18 protein-coding genes and 5 tRNA genes are annotated in these 21,065 nt (G+C 59.1%); 10 read left to right on the forward strand and 13 right to left on the reverse strand.

The window, feature by feature from the left end; all coding sequences use genetic code 11:
• The first annotated feature begins 14 nt into the window (after positions 1 to 14).
• Positions 15 to 1,019, forward strand: a complete 1,005-nt coding sequence (locus R5M92_RS02130) for a patatin-like phospholipase family protein (protein WP_346797493.1) — start codon at positions 15 to 17, stop codon at positions 1,017 to 1,019.
• A 12-nt stretch (positions 1,020 to 1,031) separates the two neighbouring features.
• Here the strand turns inward: R5M92_RS02130 and R5M92_RS02135 are convergent, their stop codons facing one another.
• Positions 1,032 to 1,601: a Smr/MutS family protein gene (locus tag R5M92_RS02135; RefSeq protein WP_346797495.1), complete on the reverse strand. Its 570-nt coding sequence runs from the start codon at positions 1,599 to 1,601 to the stop codon at positions 1,032 to 1,034.
• Positions 1,602 to 1,768: 167 nt separating this feature from the next.
• Between R5M92_RS02135 and prmB the strand changes: the two genes are divergently transcribed.
• The 5 genes from prmB to phaC all read left to right on the forward strand — a co-directional run bounded on the left by prmB (position 1,769) and on the right by phaC (position 6,989).
• Positions 1,769 to 2,728 (forward strand): 50S ribosomal protein L3 N(5)-glutamine methyltransferase, encoded by a 960-nt coding sequence (prmB, locus tag R5M92_RS02140; RefSeq protein ID WP_346797496.1) that lies wholly within the window; start codon positions 1,769 to 1,771, stop codon positions 2,726 to 2,728.
• A gap of 13 nt (positions 2,729 to 2,741) precedes the next feature.
• Entirely contained in the window at positions 2,742 to 3,827 is a 1,086-nt protein-coding gene (aroC, locus tag R5M92_RS02145; protein ID WP_346797498.1) for a chorismate synthase, read from the forward strand.
• Between the two features lie 82 nt (positions 3,828 to 3,909).
• Positions 3,910 to 4,320 carry a hypothetical protein gene (locus R5M92_RS02150; RefSeq protein ID WP_346797499.1) on the forward strand — a complete coding sequence of 137 codons (411 nt, stop codon included), beginning with the start codon at positions 3,910 to 3,912 and terminating at the stop codon, positions 4,318 to 4,320.
• Positions 4,321 to 4,601: 281 nt separating this feature from the next.
• Positions 4,602 to 5,054 (forward strand): phasin family protein, encoded by a 453-nt coding sequence (locus R5M92_RS02155; protein ID WP_346797501.1) that lies wholly within the window; start codon positions 4,602 to 4,604, stop codon positions 5,052 to 5,054.
• A gap of 102 nt (positions 5,055 to 5,156) precedes the next feature.
• The gene (phaC, locus tag R5M92_RS02160) at positions 5,157 to 6,989 is read left to right on the forward strand and encodes a class I poly(R)-hydroxyalkanoic acid synthase (protein ID WP_346797502.1); all 1,833 of its coding nucleotides are present in this window, start codon (positions 5,157 to 5,159) and stop codon (positions 6,987 to 6,989) included.
• A 157-nt stretch (positions 6,990 to 7,146) separates the two neighbouring features.
• Here the strand turns inward: phaC and lnt are convergent, their stop codons facing one another.
• The 5 genes from lnt to miaB form a co-directional block, all read right to left on the reverse strand.
• Positions 7,147 to 8,637: an apolipoprotein N-acyltransferase gene (gene lnt, locus R5M92_RS02165; RefSeq protein ID WP_346797504.1), complete on the reverse strand. Its 1,491-nt coding sequence runs from the start codon at positions 8,635 to 8,637 to the stop codon at positions 7,147 to 7,149.
• A gap of 70 nt (positions 8,638 to 8,707) precedes the next feature.
• Positions 8,708 to 9,583, reverse strand: coding sequence for an HlyC/CorC family transporter (locus R5M92_RS02170; RefSeq protein WP_346797505.1), 876 nt, complete (start codon positions 9,581 to 9,583; stop codon positions 8,708 to 8,710).
• Positions 9,584 to 9,716: 133 nt separating this feature from the next.
• Positions 9,717 to 10,202 (reverse strand): rRNA maturation RNase YbeY, encoded by a 486-nt coding sequence (gene ybeY, locus R5M92_RS02175; protein ID WP_346797506.1) that lies wholly within the window; start codon positions 10,200 to 10,202, stop codon positions 9,717 to 9,719.
• Complete coding sequence (locus R5M92_RS02180; RefSeq protein WP_346797508.1) at positions 10,199 to 11,278, reverse strand: PhoH family protein; 1,080 nt, start codon at positions 11,276 to 11,278, stop codon at positions 10,199 to 10,201. The genes ybeY and R5M92_RS02180 overlap by 4 nt, the downstream gene beginning before the upstream one ends.
• A 157-nt stretch (positions 11,279 to 11,435) precedes the next feature.
• Positions 11,436 to 12,779, reverse strand: a complete 1,344-nt coding sequence (gene miaB, locus R5M92_RS02185; protein WP_346797510.1) for a tRNA (N6-isopentenyl adenosine(37)-C2)-methylthiotransferase MiaB — start codon at positions 12,777 to 12,779, stop codon at positions 11,436 to 11,438.
• Positions 12,780 to 12,982: 203 nt separating this feature from the next.
• Between miaB and R5M92_RS02190 the strand changes: the two genes are divergently transcribed.
• The 3 genes from R5M92_RS02190 (at position 12,983) to R5M92_RS02200 (ending at position 13,344) form a co-directional block, all read left to right on the forward strand.
• A tRNA-Asn gene (locus R5M92_RS02190) sits at positions 12,983 to 13,058 on the forward strand.
• 44 nt (positions 13,059 to 13,102) lie between these two features.
• A tRNA-Asn gene (locus R5M92_RS02195) sits at positions 13,103 to 13,178 on the forward strand.
• A 90-nt stretch (positions 13,179 to 13,268) separates the two neighbouring features.
• A tRNA-Asn gene (locus tag R5M92_RS02200) sits at positions 13,269 to 13,344 on the forward strand.
• Between the two features lie 225 nt (positions 13,345 to 13,569).
• Here R5M92_RS02200 and R5M92_RS02205 read toward each other — a convergent pair.
• Positions 13,570 to 15,651: a carboxy terminal-processing peptidase gene (locus tag R5M92_RS02205; RefSeq protein ID WP_346797512.1), complete on the reverse strand. Its 2,082-nt coding sequence runs from the start codon at positions 15,649 to 15,651 to the stop codon at positions 13,570 to 13,572.
• Between the two features lie 154 nt (positions 15,652 to 15,805).
• Here R5M92_RS02205 and R5M92_RS02210 point away from each other — a divergent pair, with 154 nt between their 5' ends.
• The gene (locus R5M92_RS02210) at positions 15,806 to 17,110 is read left to right on the forward strand and encodes a M18 family aminopeptidase (RefSeq protein WP_346797514.1); all 1,305 of its coding nucleotides are present in this window, start codon (positions 15,806 to 15,808) and stop codon (positions 17,108 to 17,110) included.
• Between the two features lie 65 nt (positions 17,111 to 17,175).
• Here the strand turns inward: R5M92_RS02210 and R5M92_RS02215 are convergent.
• The 6 genes from R5M92_RS02215 to R5M92_RS02240 form a co-directional block, all read right to left on the reverse strand.
• Positions 17,176 to 17,252, reverse strand: a tRNA-Met gene (locus R5M92_RS02215).
• Between the two features lie 72 nt (positions 17,253 to 17,324).
• Complete coding sequence (ychF, locus tag R5M92_RS02220) at positions 17,325 to 18,416, reverse strand: redox-regulated ATPase YchF (RefSeq protein ID WP_346797516.1); 1,092 nt, start codon at positions 18,414 to 18,416, stop codon at positions 17,325 to 17,327.
• 65 nt (positions 18,417 to 18,481) lie between these two features.
• The gene (gene pth / locus R5M92_RS02225) at positions 18,482 to 19,066 is read right to left on the reverse strand and encodes an aminoacyl-tRNA hydrolase (protein ID WP_346797518.1); all 585 of its coding nucleotides are present in this window, start codon (positions 19,064 to 19,066) and stop codon (positions 18,482 to 18,484) included.
• Positions 19,067 to 19,226: 160 nt separating this feature from the next.
• A complete protein-coding gene (locus tag R5M92_RS02230) occupies positions 19,227 to 19,871 on the reverse strand; it encodes a 50S ribosomal protein L25/general stress protein Ctc (RefSeq protein ID WP_346797520.1) in 645 nt (214 codons plus the stop codon).
• Positions 19,872 to 19,972: 101 nt separating this feature from the next.
• Positions 19,973 to 20,914 (reverse strand): ribose-phosphate pyrophosphokinase, encoded by a 942-nt coding sequence (locus tag R5M92_RS02235; RefSeq protein WP_346797521.1) that lies wholly within the window; start codon positions 20,912 to 20,914, stop codon positions 19,973 to 19,975.
• A gap of 67 nt (positions 20,915 to 20,981) precedes the next feature.
• Positions 20,982 to 21,056 (reverse strand) — tRNA-Gln (locus R5M92_RS02240).
• Positions 21,057 to 21,065: the final 9 nt, after the last annotated feature.

A 21,065-nucleotide genomic window follows, 5' to 3' on the forward strand; every position in this document is an offset into this window, starting at 1 on the left:
AAAGGGGAAACGACATGAAAGCGCTGACTCGTCCAAGGGGTGGCAATAAAGTGGCCTTGGTGCTGGGGAGCGGCGGGGCGCGTGGCTATGCCCATATCGGGGTGATAGAAGCCCTCGAGGCACGCGGTTACGAAATCATTTCCATCGCGGGATGTTCCATGGGAGCGCTGGTGGCGGGGGTTTACGCCACCGGCATGCTGTCGGCCTATCGCGACTGGGTCTGCGAGCTGGACTACCTGGATGTGCTCAAGCTGGTGGATGTCACCTGGAGTCCCATGGGCGCCATGCGCGCAAGCAAGGTGATGAGCAAGCTGGAAAGCCTGGTCGGCGACGTGTTGATCGAGGACCTGCCGATTCCGCTGACCGCCGTGGCGACGGACCTGGTTCGCCAGCGTGAAGTCTGGTTCCAGGAAGGCTCCCTGTTGCGTGCCATTCGCGCCTCGATTGCCGTACCGGGCGTGATTACCCCGTTACACCTGGGTGATCAAGTGCTGGTGGACGGCGGTCTGCTCAATCCACTGCCCATCATGCCGGTGGTAGCGGCGCATCAGGCGGATCTGGTGGTGGCGGTGAATGTGACGGCCCATAGTCCGCAGCCGGTCACGCTGGAAGAGCTGTTGCCTGCCAACGGACTAGCCGCGACACAGGTGCAGCAACAGCAAGCGCGAGACAACAGCGGTTGGCTGGATGAGGTGCGCGAGGCGACCCGGCGGATGTGGGAGGGAATGGGTGGCGCCAGTAACGAAACGGGGCTCGAGTCGGAAAGTGACGAGATTCGCGGTAAGCGCGAGTGGAGCAAGTTGAACATGATCATGGAGTCATTCGATATCACCCAGGCGGCTCTGGCGAAATACAAGGTAGCCGGCTATCCCCCGGACGTACTGATCGAAGTTCCCAAGACGGTTTGCGGCGCCTACGAGTTTCATCGCGCCGTCGACCTGATCCGCCTGGGCAGGCACCTGGCGGACCAGGCACTGGAACGTCGCATGCCCGGGGTGGCGTCGGATGCCACCGAATAAGAGCCCGAACGCTCAGGCTCCCCGCTTGCGCAGCAGCACATAGAGCGCGCCGGTACCGCCATCGAGCTCGACGGCGGAACAGAACGCCAGCACGCCGGGCCATTCACGCAGCCAGGCGTTGACGTGGCTTTTCAGCACAGGGAAGTCCGCGGTCGTCCCCCAAGCCTTACCGTGGACCACCAGCACGCAGCGCAGCCCTTCGGCGCCGGCATCGCGCAGAAAGCTTTCCAGTTCGGCGCGGGCTTCTTCCAGGGTATAGCCGTGCAGGTCCAGGCCGGCTTGCCAGGCGGTCTGGCCACGCTTGAGCTGGCTGAAAACGCGCCAGGGCAGATCGGGAAGGCTGAATTCCAGATACTCCGAGGGCCGCACGGCTTCCACGCGGCCGTCCGAGGTGCGCCCGGTGGCGTTCAGCGTGTTTGTTTCCGTCGCCGCCTGGCGACGCACGGCCTGGGCAATGTCCGCCTTGCGCGGTTTACCCGGGTCGGCTCGATTGGTCTCGATACGACGCACTCCGGCGGCCTGCAGCGCCTGACGAAAGGCATTGATGTCGTCGTCATCGGGCAAGTGGCGGCGTCGGGTCATGGAGGGCTCTGATGGTGGAAGTGGCAATGGTGGAAGCGGGTGATGGTAAAGACGACAGTATAGCGGGCTGAGCGTTGCTGTGAACCGGCTGGCGCGAAAGGTACAATCCGCTCTTACCTTGTGCATGACAAATGTGTGAACCTTACTGACTGCAAGCAGGATATGCCGTGGCTGAACCTTCTCCCTCCGTGACTTCCCGTTCCACACTCCGTCTCGATGATGCCGAGCTCAGCGATGGCTTGCTCACCCTGCGCGACTACCTGCGCTGGGCGGCCAGCGAGTTTCATCTTGCCGGACTCCATTACGGCCATGGCACCACCTCGGCCTGGGACGAAGCGGTGGCGCTGACCCTGGGTGCCCTGCACCTGCCATGGAATGTCGATCCGGCGGTACTGGATGCCCGATTGCTGGCGCCGGAGCGCCTGCGTGTCGTGGCACTGGTACGCGAGCGCATCACCACGCGCCGCCCGCTTCCTTACCTGCTGGGTGAAGCCTTCTTCGCCGGTTTTCCGTTCGACGTGGACGAGCGGGTGCTGATTCCGCGTTCGCCGATTGCGGAACTGGTAGAGGATGGCTTCGGCGCCTGGTTCCCCGACGAGCCGCCGGCCCGGGTACTGGACCTATGCGCCGGTTCGGGATGCATCGGTATCGCTACCGCCCTGCATCTTCCCACCTGCACGGTCGACTTGGCTGATATCAGTCAGGAGGCGCTGAATTTGGCGCGCCAGAATATCACCCGGCATGACGTGGGCCAGCGGGTCAGAGCCGTGCAGTCGGACGTGTTCGATGGCCTGGAAGGGCAGCGCTACGATCTTATCGTGTCCAATCCGCCTTATGTGGATGCCCATGATCTACACACCATGCCGGCGGAGTTTCGCCATGAGCCGTCACTCGCCCTGGGAGCAGGGGACGATGGCCTGGATATCGCCCGGCGCCAGTTGCGAGAAGCTCGCGACCATCTCACCGACAACGGCGTGTTGATCGTCGAAGTGGGCAATTCCGACCGTCATCTGGAGGCCGCCTTCCCGGAGGTGCCCTTCATGTGGCTTGAATTCGAGCGTGGCGGACAGGGTGTATTCGCCTTGAGCGCCGCTGAACTCGACGCCCATGCGGCGTCTTTTGCGTGAGGAACTAACGCTCATGTCTGGCAATACTTTCGGCAAACTGTTTACCGTCACGACTTTCGGCGAGAGCCATGGCCCGGCACTGGGCGCGATTGTGGATGGCTGCCCGCCGGGGCTCGAACTGAGCGAGGCCGATCTTCAACAAGACCTGGACCGTCGCCGTCCCGGCAGTTCCCGCCATACCACTCAGCGCCAGGAGCCGGATCAGGTACGCATTCTCTCGGGCGTCTTCGAGGGCAGGACTACCGGTGCCACCATCGGCTTGTTGATCGAGAATACCGACCAGCGCTCGAAGGATTATTCCAAGATCAAGGACCAGTTCCGTCCCGCTCACGCCGACTACACCTATCACCACAAATACGGCTTGCGTGACTATCGCGGTGGTGGACGTTCCAGCGCTCGGGAGACCGCGATGCGCGTGGCTGCCGGCGCCATTGCCAAGAAGTACCTCGCCGCCCTGGGTGTTCAGATACGCGGTTACATGAGCCAACTGGGTCCCTTGGCCATCGAGTTCAAGCAGTGGCAAAGCGTGGAGGAGAATGCGTTCTTCTGCCCCGACCCCGACCGGGTGCCCGAACTCGAGGCCTACATGGACCAGTTGCGACGTGATCAGGATTCGGTGGGAGCCGAGATCACCGTGATTGCAGAAGGCGTTCCGGTCGGCCTGGGCGAGCCGGTCTTCGACCGCCTGGATGCTGATCTGGCGCATGGCTTGATGAGTATCAACGCGGTAAAAGGGGTGGAGATCGGTGCCGGTTTCGCCAGCGTCAGCCAGCGGGGCACGGAGCATCGCGATGAAATGACACCGGATGGTTTCCTCTCCAACCATGCGGGTGGCGTATTGGGCGGTATTTCCAGTGGGCAGCCGGTTGTCGCTCGCCTGGCGCTGAAGCCCACATCCAGTATCACGACGCCGGGACGGTCCATCGACATACACGGCCAGCCGGTGGAAGTGGTGACGAAAGGGCGCCATGACCCATGCGTGGGTATTCGCGCCACCCCCATCGCCGAAGCCATGATGGCACTGACGCTGATGGACCACTGGTTGCGCCACCGGGCGCAGAATGCAGACGTGCGTGTCGATACCCCCCGGTTGCGTTAGAACCCCATAGCTGCGTTAAAGGCTGCGCCTTTCGCTGTGAGCCGGCACTGCTACACTCAAACAAGAAGCCAAGGAGTTGCCCATGAAAATCAACGTCGAGTTTGACCTTACTCCCGATGAATTTCGCCAATCCCTGGGACTGCCGGATGTCGAGGCGTTCCAGCAAAGCCTGCTTGGGCACATACAGAACCAGATGGAATCCGGTGTGGAAGGCTACGATCCGATGAGCTTGATGCGGCCTTTCCTGCAACAGCCGATGATGCAGCAAGGCCTGTCTCAGGGACTGGCCAATTTCGGGACTTACCAGCAGATGATGCTGGATATGTTGCGCCAGGCCGGAGCGTCGGCCAAGCAAGGGAATACCGCTTCCTCCGGAGGTGACGAATCTGGCGTGGCAAGAGGCGATAGCAGCGCAAGTCGAGGAGAGGGCGATGCAGACAAGCGCAAGCCCGCCGCGACTTCTCGCTCTCGTCGCAAACGCAGCGAGAGTTGATAAAACTGTTGATAAGACGAGTCGTTGTTAAAAATCGACATAGTTGTTAAAAATCGACATAGAAGAAATTAAACGTCGCCGTCAAAGACATAAATGCTAGAGAAGCAGGAGCAACTAGGCACGAAGCATAAGGCGAAAAATACGCTGCGATAGCCACTTTTGGTCTATTGCAAAGCCTGTGGAGTAGGATTAATCTTTTTGCAGTGCAGCATGCCGCTTTGGGGCTAACCGGTACGCCCTTGATCAAGATATCCATATAGTTATGGAAAGGAGCAAGCACCATGCAAGACAAGATGATGGACAACCTCAACGCCCAGACACGCCAGATGTTCGAGCCGATGCGCAAGATCAATTCGCTGATGCTCAACAACATGGAAAAGATGACCCAGTACCAACTGGAGTCGATGAAACGCTATAGCCAGATGGGTACCGAGCGTATCCGTAGTGCCACGGAGATCGAAGACGCGGAAAGCCTGCGCGACTTCGGCACACGTCAGGCGGAAATGATGAACGAGCTTTCCCAGCAGATGCTGGAGGATGCACGAGCCATGAGCGAAATGAGCCTGCAGTTCAAGTCGGAGATGGAAACGCTGTTCAAGGAAGCGGGTAGCCGAATGGCCGAGCAAGCCGGAAATGCCGGAAATGTCGACAGTGCTGGTGCTAGTAGCGACGGAGGCGGCAAGAATGACCAGCCCGCCAAGGCGAACAGTCAGGCATCGCGCAAGAATTCATAACGACAGTACGCGGCGCTTACCAGCGTCGCTTCGTTTGCCAGTCGCTTGTTCCAAATAGCTGTGTTGCATGGCATCGCTACGCCATGCGACGGGAGAATGGGTATGCAACCAGGATGGGAAACACCATCCCAGGTAGATATGGAAACCTGGAATACACAACTCAAGGAGGTCGGTGAGCAGTATAAGGGCCTGCTGGAAGACATGCTGAAACGCATTGAGCCCAGCGAAGCGGCCGATACCGTCTACACCGACATGCGGGAGTGCTTTGAAGCCGGCGCACAATCGCTGATGAAGAGCCCGCAATTGTTATGGCAAACCCAGGCCCGTCTTGCCCAGGATCAATGGCTACTTTGGCAGCAGGGGCTGCGGAGTATGGCTGGCGAGCAGGTCGAACCCCTGGTCACGCCGGCGAAAAACGATCGCCGCTTCAAGGATGAGGCATGGCAGCAGGAACCTTATTACCAGTCGATCATGCAGCAATATCTGCTGTTTTCCCAGGCCGTGGAGGAGATGATCGAGAACCTGGAAGGACTCGACGAAACCCAGAAGCGGAACCTGGCCTTTTATGCGCGCCAATTGATCAACGCCATGGCACCGACCAATTTCGTCACCACCAATCCTGAGGTGATGCGACGCACCCTGGAGACACGCGGCGAAAATCTGGTGGAAGGCCTGGAGCACTTGCGCGAAGATCTGAAGAATTCCGCCGAAGGCATCAATGTGCGCATGACCGATCGCCAGGCGTTCAAGATCGGGGGCAATATCGCCGTCACTCCGGGGGCGGTGGTATATGAAAATGAGCTGATCCAGCTACTCCAGTATACCCCTACTACGGAGAAGTCTTTCAAGACGCCCTTGTTGATCGTTCCCCCCTGGATCAACAAGTACTATATTCTGGATTTGCGCGAGGATAACTCCTTCGTCAAATGGCTGGTGGATCAAGGCCATACGGTATTTCTGATATCCTGGCGCAATCCCGGCCCCGAGCAGCGAGATCTGACCTGGGCCGACTATATGCAGATGGGCCCTATCGAAGCCATCGAGGCAATCGAGAAGGCCTGCGGCGAGAAGTCGGTGAATATGGTCAGCTACTGTATCGGCGGTACCCTGGCGGCTTCCACCATGGCTTACCTGACCAGTACCCGCCGAGCGCGCAAGGTCAAGTCGGTGACTTACATGGCCACGCTGCAGGACTTCCGCGATCCAGGCGATATCGGTGTGTTCCTCAATGAGCGGGTCGTCCAGGGGATCGAAAAGACGCTGGATGCCAAGGGCTACCTGGATGGGCGCTCCATGGCGTACACGTTCAACCTGCTGCGTGAAAATGACCTGTTCTGGTCGTTCTACGTCAACAATTACCTGAAAGGGGAAGCGCCGGCAGCTTTCGACCTGCTGTACTGGAATACCGATGGTACCAACCTGGCAGCGGGCACCCATGCCTGGTATCTGCGCAACATGTATCTGGAGAACCGCCTGGTCCAGCCTGGTGGGATCGAACTCGACGGGGTGAAAATCGACCTACGCAAGGTCTCGACACCCAGTTACTTCATTTCCACCAAGGAAGATCATATCGCTAAGTGGAACAGCACGTACTACGGCGCCTTGTTGCCGAAAGGTCCGGTAACCTTCGTGCTGGGCGGTTCGGGACATATTGCCGGTATCGTCAATCCGCCCCACAAGAATAAATATGGTTACTGGACAAACGATACGTTGCCCGATACCTCCGACGCATGGTTGGAACAAGCCAGTTTTAACGAAGGTTCCTGGTGGCCGCACTGGCAAGCCTGGATGACCCAGAACGGCTTCGCCGATAGCGAGAAAATGGTGCCGGTGCGTCAGCCTGGTGAAGGTGAGCTGACGATTATCGAACCGGCACCGGGTCGCTACGTACGTCAGACCATACCCGAAGTGATAGCCGGTGTTTCCAGCGAATAGTACTTATCAATAGTACTTATTAATAGTACTCATCAAAAGCACTTGAAATCGGTTACCTAGAACGCGCCTAATCTATTGCAAGTTGGTTAAGTCGCAATGGGTTAGGCGTCAATTCATTCTCCGCAAGTTATAGTTTCTTGTGCGAGTCGACTCTTTTCTACGCTGGCTTAGATGGGCGCTGGCGATGGGAGATGATGCCCGACAGCAACATCAGGATCGCGACCACCCAAGTAGGCCAGCTTCCCCAGCGGGTAAACGGCGTGAGTCCTTGCATTGCTTGAACCTCGCCGGTCAGGGTAGTGGTTTCGAACTGTGGAGCCCGTTGCGTGACCTTTCCCTGTGGATCGACGATTACCGTCACCCCATTGCTGGTGGCGCGTACCACATAGCGGCCGTTTTCCAGCGCTCGCAGCCGAGCCATTTGCAGGTGCTGTAGCGGGCCGATGGAACTACCAAACCAGGTGTCGTTGGAAACCGTCACCAGAATATCGCTTTCCCGCGCTCGGCTGGCTACCAGCTGCGGATAGATGATTTCGTAACAGATCGCGTTACCCAGGCGCAGTCCAGCCGCTTCCATCGGGGATTGGTCCGCCGCCCCTCGGGTAAAGGTGGACATGGGCAGGTCAAAGAAGTCGATGGCCCCTCGCAATATGCTTTCCAAGGGCAGGTATTCACCGAACGGCACCAGATGCTCCTTCTGGTAACTACCTTGCGTATTGCCCACTCCCACAACGCCATTGTAATAACGCCCTTGATCGTCGCGTTGCACTATCCCGGTCACCAGGGCGGTGTCGGGCGCCAGGTCGGCTTGTACGCGCTCAAGCACGGGACGTGCCTGTGTCTCCATCATGGGCAGGGCGGTTTCGGGCCATACGATAAGGTCGATGTCGTCGCCAACCTCGCGGGTAAGTTCACTATAGGTATTCGCGGCAATACGCTGCCCTTCAGGCGTCCACTTGATCAGCTGTGGCAGGTTGCCCTGCAACAAGGCCACCCGGACGGGTTCCCCGGTCGGGCTCGTCCAATGCTGGGGAAGGGCGAGGGGAACTAACCATATCAACGCCAGAGGCACCAGAGCGAGCCAGCGACGGGATAGAAAGGCAACCCCCAGGGCACCGCTGAGCGCTACCAGTAAGGACAGTAGATAGACCCCACCAATGGGCGCCCAGGCCGCCAGTGGGGAATCCACCTGGCCCGTGCCCAGCAGTAGCCAGGGGAAACCGGTGAACAAATAGGTGCGCAATACTTCTCCGAGTACCCAGGCGCCGGCAAACGAGACTACCGCCAGGCGAGGGCCGGCGACCTTGCGATACCCCCATAAAGTGGCGGCGAAGAATAGCGACAGGACACTGACGAACAGCGCGGTGAGAAACAGCGCCAGCGGTACGCCCGTGTATCCGTAATCATGAATGGAGACATAGACCCAGGAGGCGCCTGTCGCGAACAAGCCCAGACCATAGCACCATCCCTTCAGCGCTGCCTGAGCGGGGCTTAGGCGATGCAGGCCAAGATACATCAGCCCTGCGGCAACCGGGCCGAGCCACCATAGCTCGAAAGGCGAGGCGGTCAGGGTGGTTAGCCCGCCGGCCACCAGGGCGGCGAGATAATTGAAATAAGGAATTTTGAACAGGGAAAACGGGCGGCGCATGGCAATTCCAGGCAGGACGGGGACTGGCGATGGGGCGTTATGGATGATGCACTGACTGTTGACGCAAGTATTATTGCTCGCTTTCCTGAGGGCTGAGCTCACGCTCGGCTTCAAGTAGGCGGATGCGGCGGTTATCCGCATTGAGCACAGTGAAGCGCCAGCCGCCGAAGGTGGTTTGTTCTCCACGGCGGGGCAGGTGACCGAACTGCTGCATGACTAGCCCCCCGAGGGTATCGAATTCGTCGTCCGAAAAACGTGTACCGAACCTTTCGTTGAAATCCTCGATCGGGGTCAAGGCGCGAATGGCGAAATGTCCGGTTTCGAGCTCGCGGATATCTTCTTCCTCGTCGATATCGTGCTCGTCTTCGATATCGCCGACGATCTGCTCGAGAATGTCTTCGATGGTGATGATCCCGGCGGTTCCCCCATACTCATCCACCACGATGGCCATATGGTTGTGGGTATCGCGGAACTCCTTGAGCAGGCTGTTGAGCCGCTTGGATTCGGGGATGAACATGGCGGGTCGAAGGACATCCGCCAACTGGAAGGTGTCGCGTTGATGCTGGGTCTGCGAAAGCAGGGGTAGAAGATCCTTGACCAGCAAAATGCCCTTCACGTCGTCGAGATTCTCGCCGATGACCGGGTAGCGGGAGTGGCCGGTCTCATGAATGAGTGGCAGGTAGCCGTCAGCGGTTTGATCAAGCGTGATGGCGGTGACCTGGGACCGGGGAATGAGAACTTCCCGTACTTGTTGGTCGCTGATCTGCAGGGCGCCCTCGATGATCGTCATGGCGTCCTGGTCCAGTTTCAGCCGACCGGCAGTGTGGCGTAGAAAGGCCATCAGCTCATCGCGCGAGCTGGGTTCTTCACTATCTCCGGAAAGGGCGCCAAAGAATTTCTCGAGCCAGGATTTTTGCGTTGAGTTGCTCGATCGGTCTTCGCTCATGCGTCAATTCTCTTGTATACGGACGTGCAGATTTTTCTGGCACCAGGGCTTGCGAGCCGGTGGGCCGCTTTATCAGCGTGAATCGCATTCTCGCCTGATTCACACGATCAGTGAACCCTATCCTTGGCTCGCGTCATGGTTCTTGACGTATATCACTGGGGCAAGCGTAAGGGTCGGCAATACCCAGTGTCGCAAGAATTTCACGTTCCAACTGCTCCATTACCTCGGCATCATCATCCTCGATATGATCGTAGCCCATCAAATGCAGGGTGCCATGGATCACCAAATGCGCATAATGATCGAGCACCGCCTTGTGCTGTTGCTCGGCCTCGTCGACGACCACCGCATGACAGATAACCAGATCCCCCAACAATGGCAAGGCGATGCCAGGAGGTGCCTCGAAGGGAAACGAGAGCACATTGGTGGGTTTATCCTTGCCGCGATAGGTGTGGTTCAGTTGACGTCCCTCGTCCTCGTCGACCAGGCGTATGGTCAATTCTCGGGCGCTGGTGTCAGGATGGCGGGCCAGAACCGCGCCGACCCAGCGGGTGAGCTGGGCCAGCGAGGGTAGCGGCTCGGCTTGCGTGGCAACTTGCCGGTCCACCTCCACGTCGTTCATGAGAAAGAATTCCTGTCGTGTTCATCGCGCGCTAGCAGGCGAGCTTCGCGGGCCTGGCGACGAGCTTCCTGCTCGGCACGTTCGGCGACTTCCTGCTGTGACTCGAAAGAGTCGTAGGCTTCGATGATGCGCTGAACCAGCGGGTGGCGAACCACATCCTTGGCGGCGAAATGGGTGACACCGATACCCGGTGTTTCCCGCAGCACTTCCAACACCTGGATCAAGCCCGAACGTTGCCCCTTGGGCAAGTCGACCTGGGTGACGTCGCCGGTAATGACCGCAGTGGAGCCGAAGCCGATCCGAGTCAGGAACATTTTCATCTGTTCGGGCGTGGTGTTCTGGCTTTCGTCCAGGATGATATAGGAGTTGTTGAGCGTGCGACCGCGCATGTAGGCCAGAGGTGCGATCTCGATTACTTGCCGCTCGATCAACTTGGCCACCTGCTCGAAGCCGATCATCTCGTACAGCGCGTCGTAGAGCGGGCGCAGGTAAGGATCGATCTTCTGGGCCAGATCGCCCGGCAGGAAGCCCAGTTTCTCGCCGGCCTCGACCGCTGGGCGCACCAGAAGGATTCGCCTGACTTCCTGCTGATTCAGGGCCTCGACGGCGGCAGCCACTGCCAGGTAGGTCTTGCCGGTACCTGCGGGGCCGATGCCGAAATTGATGTCGTGGGCACGAATGCTCTGCACGTAACGCTGCTGATTGAGCCCGCGGGGCTTGATCATGGTGCGTGGGGTGCGCAACACGACTTCGTCACTTGCCTCGCCGGGATCTTCTTCATCGAGAGCTTCCAGGCCGGATTCCTGCAGAAACAGATGCACGGTATCCGGTTCCAGGGGGCTGGCCTCGGTTTCGCGATAGAGGTGTTCCAGCACATTGGCGGCGGCCTTGATGCGGTTGGCGGGCCCTGCCAGCTGGAAAACATTGCCGCGGTTACGCAGGGTGACGTCTAGCCGGCTTTCCACCAGTTTCAAATGCTCATCTTGCTGACCGCACAGGTTGGCGAGTCGCTGTGGGTCATTGGGTTCAAGGCTGAGGGTGATGATGCGATTAGCCTGGGAAGATGGCTGGTTCAAGACGGAAAAACCCATAGAGTAGTGGATGTGGTTCTCAGCTTACTGCCCCGACGGGTGTCGGGGCAATCACTCAGCCTGTCGTTGGTACTTAACTCTGACGCTTATCGACGAGACTTGTGGTGGTAACGCTGGACAGGAACTGCAGGATCGGTATGGATCAATAACGCTGGGGCGAGGCAAGTTCGCCGCGCAAGGAGTTGGGCAGGGCTTCGGTGATGTCCACATCGACGAAATAGCCAATCAACTCCGTGGGGTTGGCGGCGCGGAAGTTGACCACGCGGTTGTTTTCCGTGCGCCCCGAGAGTTGCCCAGGATCCTTGGGTGAAAAGCCGTTGACCAGTACGCGCTGTGTCGTACCGACCATGCGCCGGCTGATCTGCATGGTCTGCTGGATGATACGCTCCTGCAGGATGGCCAGGCGCTGCTTCTTGAGGGCTTCGGGGGTTTCGTCGGGCAGCGCGGCCGCAGGGGTGCCGGGGCGAGCCGAATAGACGAAGCTGAACGAGTGATCGAAGCCGATGCGATGGATGAGATCCATGGTGGCCTCGAAATCCTCTTCGGTTTCGCCGGGGAAGCCGATGATGAAATCCGACGAGAAGCTGATATCGGGGCGCTGCTCACGGATGCGCTCCATCTTGTCGATATATTCCTGCGCTGTGTGGCCGCGCTTCATGGCGCTGAGTATACGGTCCGAACCGGACTGCACGGGCAGGTGCAGGTGGCTCACCAGCTCGGGAATCTCGCCGAATGCTTCGACCAGGCTGTCGGTGAATTCGACCGGGTGCGAGGTGGTGAAGCGTACTCGATCGATACCCTCCACCGCCGCCACACAGGCGATCAGCTCGGCCAGGTCGATTTCATCACCCAACTGGTTCTCGCCACGGTAGGCATTGACGTTCTGGCCCAGCAGATTGATTTCACGGACCCCCTGGTCGGACAGGTGGATCACTTCATCCATTACCGCCTCGAATGGGCGCGAGACCTCTTCGCCCCGAGTGTAGGGGACCACGCAGAAGGTGCAGTACTTCGAGCAGCCTTCCATGATCGAGACGAACGCCGAGGCACCATCCGAGGAGGGCTGGGGCAGGTGATCGAACTTCTCGATTTCCGGGAAGGTGACATCAACCGTGGCAATCTGGTTGGCGGCGCGCGAGTCCAGCATCGAGGGAACTCGGTGAAGGGTCTGCGGCCCGAATACCATGTCCACATGAGGGGCGCGCTTGCGGATGACTTCGCCTTCCTGACTGGCCACGCAGCCGCCTACACCGATCACCAGATCGGGATTGGCTTCCTTGAGCTTCTTCCAGCGCCCTAGTTGGTGAAATACCTTTTCCTGGGCCTTTTCGCGAATCGAGCACGTGTTGAGCAGAATGACATCGGCTTCCTTCTCGTTATCGGTCAGCTCAAGCTGATGAGACTCGCCGAGCAGATCCGCCATACGGGAGGAGTCGTACTCGTTCATCTGGCAGCCGTGCGTCTTGATGAAAAGCTTCTTCGCCATCGGTACCTGTCGTCTGTGGATCGTCGGGGGACGAGAAAAGTGAATTTTCCACCTCGGGGGTGAATAACATGATGCGACATGCGTCTGCCGCTGATGGAATGCGAGCATTATACGGACAGGGGCGAGGCGGGGCCAGTATGGTAGCGGGGCGGGCTTGACCTAAATGAAACAATGCGTATACTACGCACCGTGCTTACGGCAGTTCCCCGATAGCTCAGTTGGTAGAGCAAATGACTGTTAATCATTGGGTCGCAGGTTCGAGTCCTGCTCGGGGAGCCAAGCAAACGCCGTCAAGTACCGCAGCAGAAATCGTATGATGTAGTTCCTCGATAGCTCAGTTGGTAGAGCAAATGACTGTTAATCATTGGGTCGCAGGTTCGAGTCCTGCTCGAGGAGCCAATCATCGCCAATAGCGTTTCCCGTTTCCGCGCCGAGTCAGGCAAGTGTGCATCGGGTAATGGATTGGCTTCATCCTGTAAGCTTTCATGTTCCCCGATAGCTCAGTTGGTAGAGCAAATGACTGTTAATCATTGGGTCGCAGGTTCGAGTCCTGCTCGGGGAGCCAGCTGCATTTAACGCTTTAGCGTTATTCCTTCTGATCCTCTCGTCGTTACCTCATATCAAGTTATCTATAGCTTTTGACTTATAGCTTTTGAACATCCTGGTCTTATCCCGTCTAAACAGGCAGATGCCTGTCTCTTGTCGTGTCTGCCGTAGGCACTGTGTGGGTAAATCATCGTTGAAGAAACAGGACCCGTGGCAGCGCCACGGGTCCTGCAAGGGTGGTGAATTACTGGCGTCCGGCCATCTGTTGTGCCTGGAGCAGCTGGGTGTAATCGAGCAGGATTTCCGCCGACTCGATCACCTGGGCGCGTTCCACGGGTTCATCCTCGGGTTGAGATTCACCATTGTCCTCTCCCGTATTGTTTGCCCGGGCATCGCTCCAATCTTCGAGAAGCTCCAGGCCAAGCGCCCGGCGGCGTTGGTTCTCCAGCGAGAGCTGCTCGGCCTCCTGAGCTTCCATCTCACGCTGACGCAGGTCTCGATTGAGGCTGACGCTGGTATGTTGTTCACGCAACTGGCGAGCAAGTTCGGATTGGCGTTCCAGATAGAGGAAGTTGGGTTCTTGCTTTATGCGCTCTTCATGGCGACGGATCAAGGACGGTAGCACGGCTTCCGGTTCGTCGTAACGGCGATACTGAACGTTCTGCACGGTGTCCCAGATGAGGGCGTTATCCAGGCTGCTTTCGCCGATGCGCTCGGGGTCGACGAGGCTGGGATAGGTGATATCCGGCTCCACGCCCCGATGCTGAGTGCTCTCGCCGGAAATACGGTAGAACTTGGCACGGGTCAGTTTGATCTGGCCATGACTCAGTTCGTTGAGTGTCTGTACGGTCCCCTTGCCGAAGGTGGGGGTCCCCAGTACCAGGCCACGACCGTAGTCCTGAATCGCTCCGGCGAAGATCTCCGAGGCGGAAGCGGAAAGTCGGTTGACCAGCACGCCCAGCGGACCGTCGTACAGGGTGCCGCTTTCGCTATCGCCATAGAGGTTGATCCGGCCCTGGGCGTCGCGGACCTGTACCGTCGGCCCCCGGTCGATGAACAAGCCGATCAGAGAATTTGCTTCCTGCAGGGCACCGCCACCGTTATTGCGCAGGTCCAGCACGATGCCTTCCACGCCTTCTTCCTTGAGCCGCTCGACTTCACGCGCCACATCGCGAGTGGTACTGCGGTAGTCGTCTTCGCCGGCTTGCCAGGCATCGAAATCCACATAGAAAGTAGGAATGGTGACCACGCCGAGGCGGTGTGTTTTGCCATCGCGTTCGATTTCCACGACTTCGCCCTGTGCCGCCTGGTCTTCCAGATCGACGGTATCACGGGTGATTTCGACGGTTTGCGAGCGGGTCATGTCCATGGCTTGCGCAGGGACCACATCGAGTCGAACCACCGAGCCTTTGGGGCCACGAATCAGATCCACCACGTTGTCCAGGCGCATGCCCACGACATTGACCATTTCGCCGTCTTCCTGCCCCACTGCCACGATTCGATCGGCGGGCTCCAGCACGCCGGCGCGTTCTGCAGGGCCGCCGGGCACCAGGCTCGATACCTTGACGTATTCACCGTCTCCCTGAAGCAGGGCACCGATGCCTTCCAGCGAAAGACTCATCTGGATATCGAAGGACTCCCCCTGGCGAGGGGAGAGGTAGCCGGTATGAGGGTCGATAGTGCCGGAAACGGCCGCCATGAACAGCCCGAACACATCCTCGGCTTCGGTCTGACGAACCTGAGATAGCTGGCCCTCATAGCGCTGACGCAGGTTTTTCTCGATTTCCTCTTCGTCCTGACCGGAAAGTGACAGGGTCAGGGCGGCATTCTTCAGCCGCTTGAACCATAACTCGTCCAGCTCGCTTTCCCGCGTAGCCCAGGGGAACTCCTCTCGATCGAGCTCCAGGCGCATGTTGCTGTCGTACTCGAAGTCCAGCCCTTCGTCCAGCTTGGCCAGCAACCACTCGAGGCGGGCTTCCGTTCGGTCGTTCAGGCGTTGGTAGAGGGCGAAGACCCGGTCGAGGTTGCCTTCGAAAATGACGTGCTCGAGTTGAGTTTCCATGTCCTGGAATTCCTCGATATCACGCCGCAGAAAATAAGCGCGCTGGCCGTCCAGGATATCCAGATAACGAGCGAAGGCCTCTCGCGACCATTGCTCGTCGAACTCGACATCCGCATAGTGGCCATAGCGCAATGAATCGGCTATTTCGGTGGTCACCTGGCGTTGGGCGTCGGTCGGCTCCAGCTGGGCGAATGCCAGCGGGCTGGCGATCGTCAGCGCCAAGGTAAACGCAACCGAGCGCGAAAGCGTTGCAAACAGGCTCATCAGTCAAGCTCTCCGGATTTGTGTACACTCATGCGTTCCTAGACCCGCATCCGGCCCAAGAGTTGCGTGGACCGACGGCCATTGTAGCAGGTCGTCTGCACGGCCGAGACTCAATCATTGCCATAACTCATTCACTGCCATAAAGAGGATTCCCATGTCCGCGGATGTAGATACCGCCTTGCTCGCCCGCTTGTGTGATTTCCTGCGGGATTCACCAACGCCCTGGCACGCCACGGCCAATATGGCCGGACGATTGGAGAGTGCGGGCTTTCGTCGCTTGGAGGAAACCGCCGCATGGCAGCTATCGCCGGGGGATCGTGTTTACGTTACCCGCAATGACTCCTCGATCATCGCCTTGCAACTGCCTCAAGACGAGCTGAAATCGCTGCGCATGCTGGGAGCGCATACCGATAGCCCGGGTTTACGCCTCAAGCCCAACGCCGCCAAGCACTCGGCAGGCTGGCTGCAACTGGGCATCGAAGTCTACGGGGGAGCCTTGCTCGGCCCCTGGTTCGACCGTGACCTGGGTCTGGCTGGGCGTGTCCATGTGCGTCATGCCGACGGGCGTCTCGAAGGCATTCTGCTCAACGTGGCCGAGCCGATCGCCATGGTGCCCAGCCTGGCCATTCATCTGGACCGCGAGGTGAATGCCGGTCGGGCGATCAATCCCCAGACCCAGATGGCGCCGGTAATCATGCAGTCCCGCCAGGCCGAGCTCGAGCCCCTGTTGCAGACATGGCTGAACGAGCAGCATGGTTTGTCCGATATCGAGGTGATGGACTTCGAGCTGGGCTTCTACGATCTTCAGCCGCCCGCCCTGGTCGGCCTCGAACGCGAGCTGGTGGCCAGCGCGCGCCTGGATAACCTGCTGTCGTGCTTCATCGGCCTGGAAGCCCTGCTTGACAGCGACGGCACCCAGGGAGCCCTGCTGGTAGCCAACGACCATGAGGAAGTGGGTAGTGCGAGTGCCTGCGGCGCTCAGGGGCCCTTCCTGATGGACGTATTGAAGCGGGTGAGCGCTCAGTTGAGCGACGGTACAGAAGAGACGTTAGTTCGCCTTATCCAGTCGTCATGCATGATCTCATGCGACAACGCCCATGCCCTGCACCCCAATTTCACCGACAAATACGATGCCGAGCATGGGCCAGCGATCAATGGCGGGCCGGTGATCAAGATCAACGCCAACCAGCGCTATGCCACCAACAGCACGACTTCGGCCTTGTTCAAGGATGTATGTCGTAGCGCGGGAGTGCCGGTACAAACCTTCGTGACCCGGGCGGACATGGGGTGCGGCAGCACCATCGGCCCGATTACCGCCTCGGAAGTGGGCGTGCCGACGGTGGATGTGGGCGTTGCCCAGTGGGCCATGCACTCCATCCGCGAAACCGCCGGAAGCCGGGATGTAGCCCACATGACCCGGGCGCTGACCGCTTTTCTGAATCGCGTCCATCTCTGCTGAACCTGCCTCGGCCGCCAGGCGGCCAAACAAAAACCCCGCTGACGGATCAGCGGGGTTTCGTGTTCTGGTGGCTACGCCCTGATTTGAACAGGGGACCCCATCATTATGAGTGATGTGCTCTAACCAGCTGAGCTACGTAGCCATTCAACGGGGGCGAATATTACTCAGGACGTCGCGTCTCGTCAAGGGCTTTCAACGTTCATGACCCAAAGCGTCACACGTTGAAGCGGAAGTGAACCACGTCGCCATCCTTGACGATGTAATCCTTGCCCTCCAGGCGCCACTTGCCGGCGTCCTTGGCGGCTTGTTCACCACCGAGTGAGACAAAGTCGTCGTACGCCACCACTTCGGCGCGAATGAAACCTTTCTGAAAGTCGGTATGGATGACGCCTGCGGCTTCCGGGGCCGTCGCTCCTTGCTTGACCGTCCAGGCACGAACCTCCTTCACCCCGGCGGTGAAATAGGTTTGCAGGCCGAGCAGCGAATAGCCTGCACGGATCACCCGGTCGAGTCCTGGCTCGTCCATGCCCATCTCCTCCAGGAACATGGCGCGCTCTTCGTCCTCGAGTTCGGCGATTTCGGCTTCGAGCTGGTTGCATACCGGCACTACCAGGGCGTCTTCGGCCTGGGCGATCTCCTTGACCACGTCGAGGTAGGGGTTGTCATCGAACCCGTCTTCATTGACGTTGGCGATATACATGGTCGGCTTTAGGGTGAGAAAACCGAAGCTCTTGACATGGCGCTGCTCGTCGTCGTCGAGACCGAAACTTCTCAAGGGCAGGCCTTCGGCGAGATGCGGCTGGATTCGTTCGAGTATCGCCTTGGTGGCGATGGCGTCCTTGTCGCCGCCCTTGGCGACCCGGACCAGCCGCTGGATGGCGCGCTCGACGGTGTCCAGGTCGGCCAGGGCAAGCTCCATGTTGATGATCTCGATATCGGCTCGCGGGTCGACCTGGTTGGCGACATGGATCACGTTGTCGTTATCGAAGCAGCGCACCACATGGGCGATCGCCTGGGTCTCGCGAATATTGGCGAGAAACTTGTTGCCGAGCCCCTCCCCCTTGGACGCGCCCGCCACGAGGCCCGCGATATCGACGAACTCCATGGTCGTGGGCAATACTTTTTCGGGCTTGACGATGGCTGCAAGGGCATCCAGGCGCGGGTCCGGCATCGGTACGATGCCGACGTTTGGCTCGATGGTGCAGAAGGGGAAGTTTTCCGCATCGATGCCGGACTTGGTCAGCGCATTGAAAAGGGTGGATTTGCCGACATTAGGCAAGCCGACGATACCGCAATTGAAGCCCATGGTGTGTTCCTGAATGCTGTGCGTGAAAGTAAAGCGTCATGAAAGGCGGTGCGCGCCATTCTAGTTCAAGGCTTGACGCTGTGCAGCCGGTTCATGGCTTGGGCCCATTCCCCCTTCAGCGTTAAGGGCAGGGTGGCCAGGCATTCGATAAGCACGTCTTCTATCGCGCTCAGTTCTGCCTTGCCGGGCCGGCCGAGCACGTAGTTGGTGACCTGGCGGGCGTCGCCGGGGTGACCGATGCCGATGCGCAGACGATGAAACTGCTTCTGGTTGGCCAATGCACTGATGATGTCGCGCAAGCCATTGTGTCCGCCATGGCCGCCGCCGGTCTTGTAGCGAGCCTGGCCGGGAGGTAGGTCGAGTTCGTCGTGGGCCACCATGATCTGTTCCGGCGCCAGTTTGAAGAACTGACACAGGGCAGCTACCGAGGCGCCGCTGCGATTCATGAACGTGGTGGGATTGAGTAGATGGACGTCGTGGCCGTCGATACTGACCTTGGTATAGAGGCCCAGAAACTTCTTTTCCGGGCGTAACTCGGTGTGGGCGCTGCGGGCAATGGCTTCGACCAGCCAGGCGCCGGCATTGTGGCGGGTGGCGGCATACTCTGCGCCGGGATTGCCGAGCCCGATAATGGCAGATACCTGGCTCATGATCTCACCTCCAAAAAATTTCCAGGAGAAATTTTCGACGTCGCGTCAGCGGCGGCCCGAAGGGCGGCTGCCACCGATGGCAGGCCCGCAAAAAAAACAAGCGCCGAAGCGCTTGATGGAAGTTCACGAGGGCCATGCCAGGCATGGCCCTGGTAAGCACTTACTCGGCGCTGGCACCTTCTTCGCCTTCACCGCTTTCGGTATCGCTCTCGTCACTGGCACGGACCTTGACCTTGGTAATGCTGAGGATAGCATTGTCGTGGTCTTCGCCATGAGCCAGGTCGACAGAGGTGACACCAGCCGGCAAGTTCAGGTCGGACAGGTGCAGAGTGGTGCCGAGCTCGACCGCGGCAATGTCGACTTCCAGGTAGTCGGGCAGGTCCTTCGGCAGACAGCTGATCGCGACTTCGTTGGCCAGAACATGCAGTTCGCCGCCCTGGTCCTTGATGCCCACGCACTTCTCTTCATTGACCACGTGCAGCGGTACGCTGATGTTGATCTCGTGAGTGGCATCGACACGCAGGAAGTCGGCGTGAGTCAGCAGCGGCTTGTAGGGGTGGCGCTGAAGGTCACGCACCACGACCTGCTCTTCCTTGCCGTCGACTACCAGCTTGATAACCGAGGAGAAGAACGACTCGTCTTCGATCGCCTTGTAGAAAGCGGTCTTTTCGACGGAAATCGGCTGTGCGTCCTTTTCTCCACCGTAGATTACGGCGGGAACTTGTTGGTTCGCACGACGCAGGCGGCGGCTCGCACCTTTCCCCAGGTCGTTACGAACGCTGGCGTTAAGAGTAAAATCAGACATGTAGTGTGCCTCTTGGTTTAAGTAAGAAGATGCCATCGTCCGCGACCAGACGATGACACCTTCAGGGGCTTCCTGGCAGGAAGCCGAGTGTGTCGGCGCGACTAGTGGAACATCGCGCTGACGGATTCTTCATTGCTGACCCGGCGAATTGCCTCGGCAATCAGGCCGGCGACGCTGAGCTGGCGGATCTTGCCGCTGCGCCGAGCGATATCGGACAGCGGTATGGTATCGGCCACCACCACTTCGTCAAGCACTGAATTGGTGATGTTGTCCACCGCCGGTCCGGACAGAATCGGGTGTGTGGCATAGGCCACGACGCGATGTGCCCCGTGGTCCTTGAGCGCTTCACCGGCCTTGCACAGGGTGCCGGCGGTATCGATCATGTCGTCGACTACCACGCAGGTACGCCCTTCGATCTCACCGATGATGTGCATCACCTGGGCCTGGTTGGCCTGCGGGCGACGCTTGTCGATGATCGCCAGATCGGCGTTGAGCTGCTTGGCGATGGCGCGGGCGCGAACCACGCCACCCACATCCGGCGATACGACGACCAGGTCGTCGTAGTTCTGCCGCTCGATATCGTCCAGCAGGATGGGCGAGCCGTAGACGTTATCGACCGGCACGTCGAAGAAGCCCTGAATCTGGTCGGCGTGCAGGTCCATGGTCATGACCCGGTCCACGCCGGCCTTGACCATCATGTCGGCCACGACCTTGGCGGAAATCGGTACCCGTGCCGAACGCACACGGCGATCCTGCCGGGCATAACCGAAGTAGGGGACTACGGCGGTGATTCGCGTCGCCGAAGCGCGGCGCAAGGCGTCAACCATGAGGATCAATTCCATCAGGTTGTCGTTGGTCGGTGCACAGGTGGACTGCAGGATGAAGACATCCTTGCCGCGCACGTTCTCGTTGATCTCGACCGCGATCTCGCCGTCGCTGAATTGGCCAACCGTGGCATTACCCATGCGGCTATCCAGGCTCTCGGCAATCTTGTGAGCGAGTTCGGGGTTGGCATTCCCGGCGAAAACCATCAATTTTGACACGCGCAGCCACCTTAGCAGTGTTGGGGATCGTGGGGGGAACAGGCCATGAAGCCGTTGCTGTTCAAGCTGGCTGGGGTAGGAGGATTCGAACCTCCGCATGGCGATACCAAAAACCGCTGCCTTACCACTTGGCGATACCCCAGCAATACAC

This window comes from Halomonas sp. Bachu 37 (assembly GCF_039691755.1).
GTDB lineage: Bacteria > Pseudomonadota > Gammaproteobacteria > Pseudomonadales > Halomonadaceae > Vreelandella > Vreelandella kashgarensis.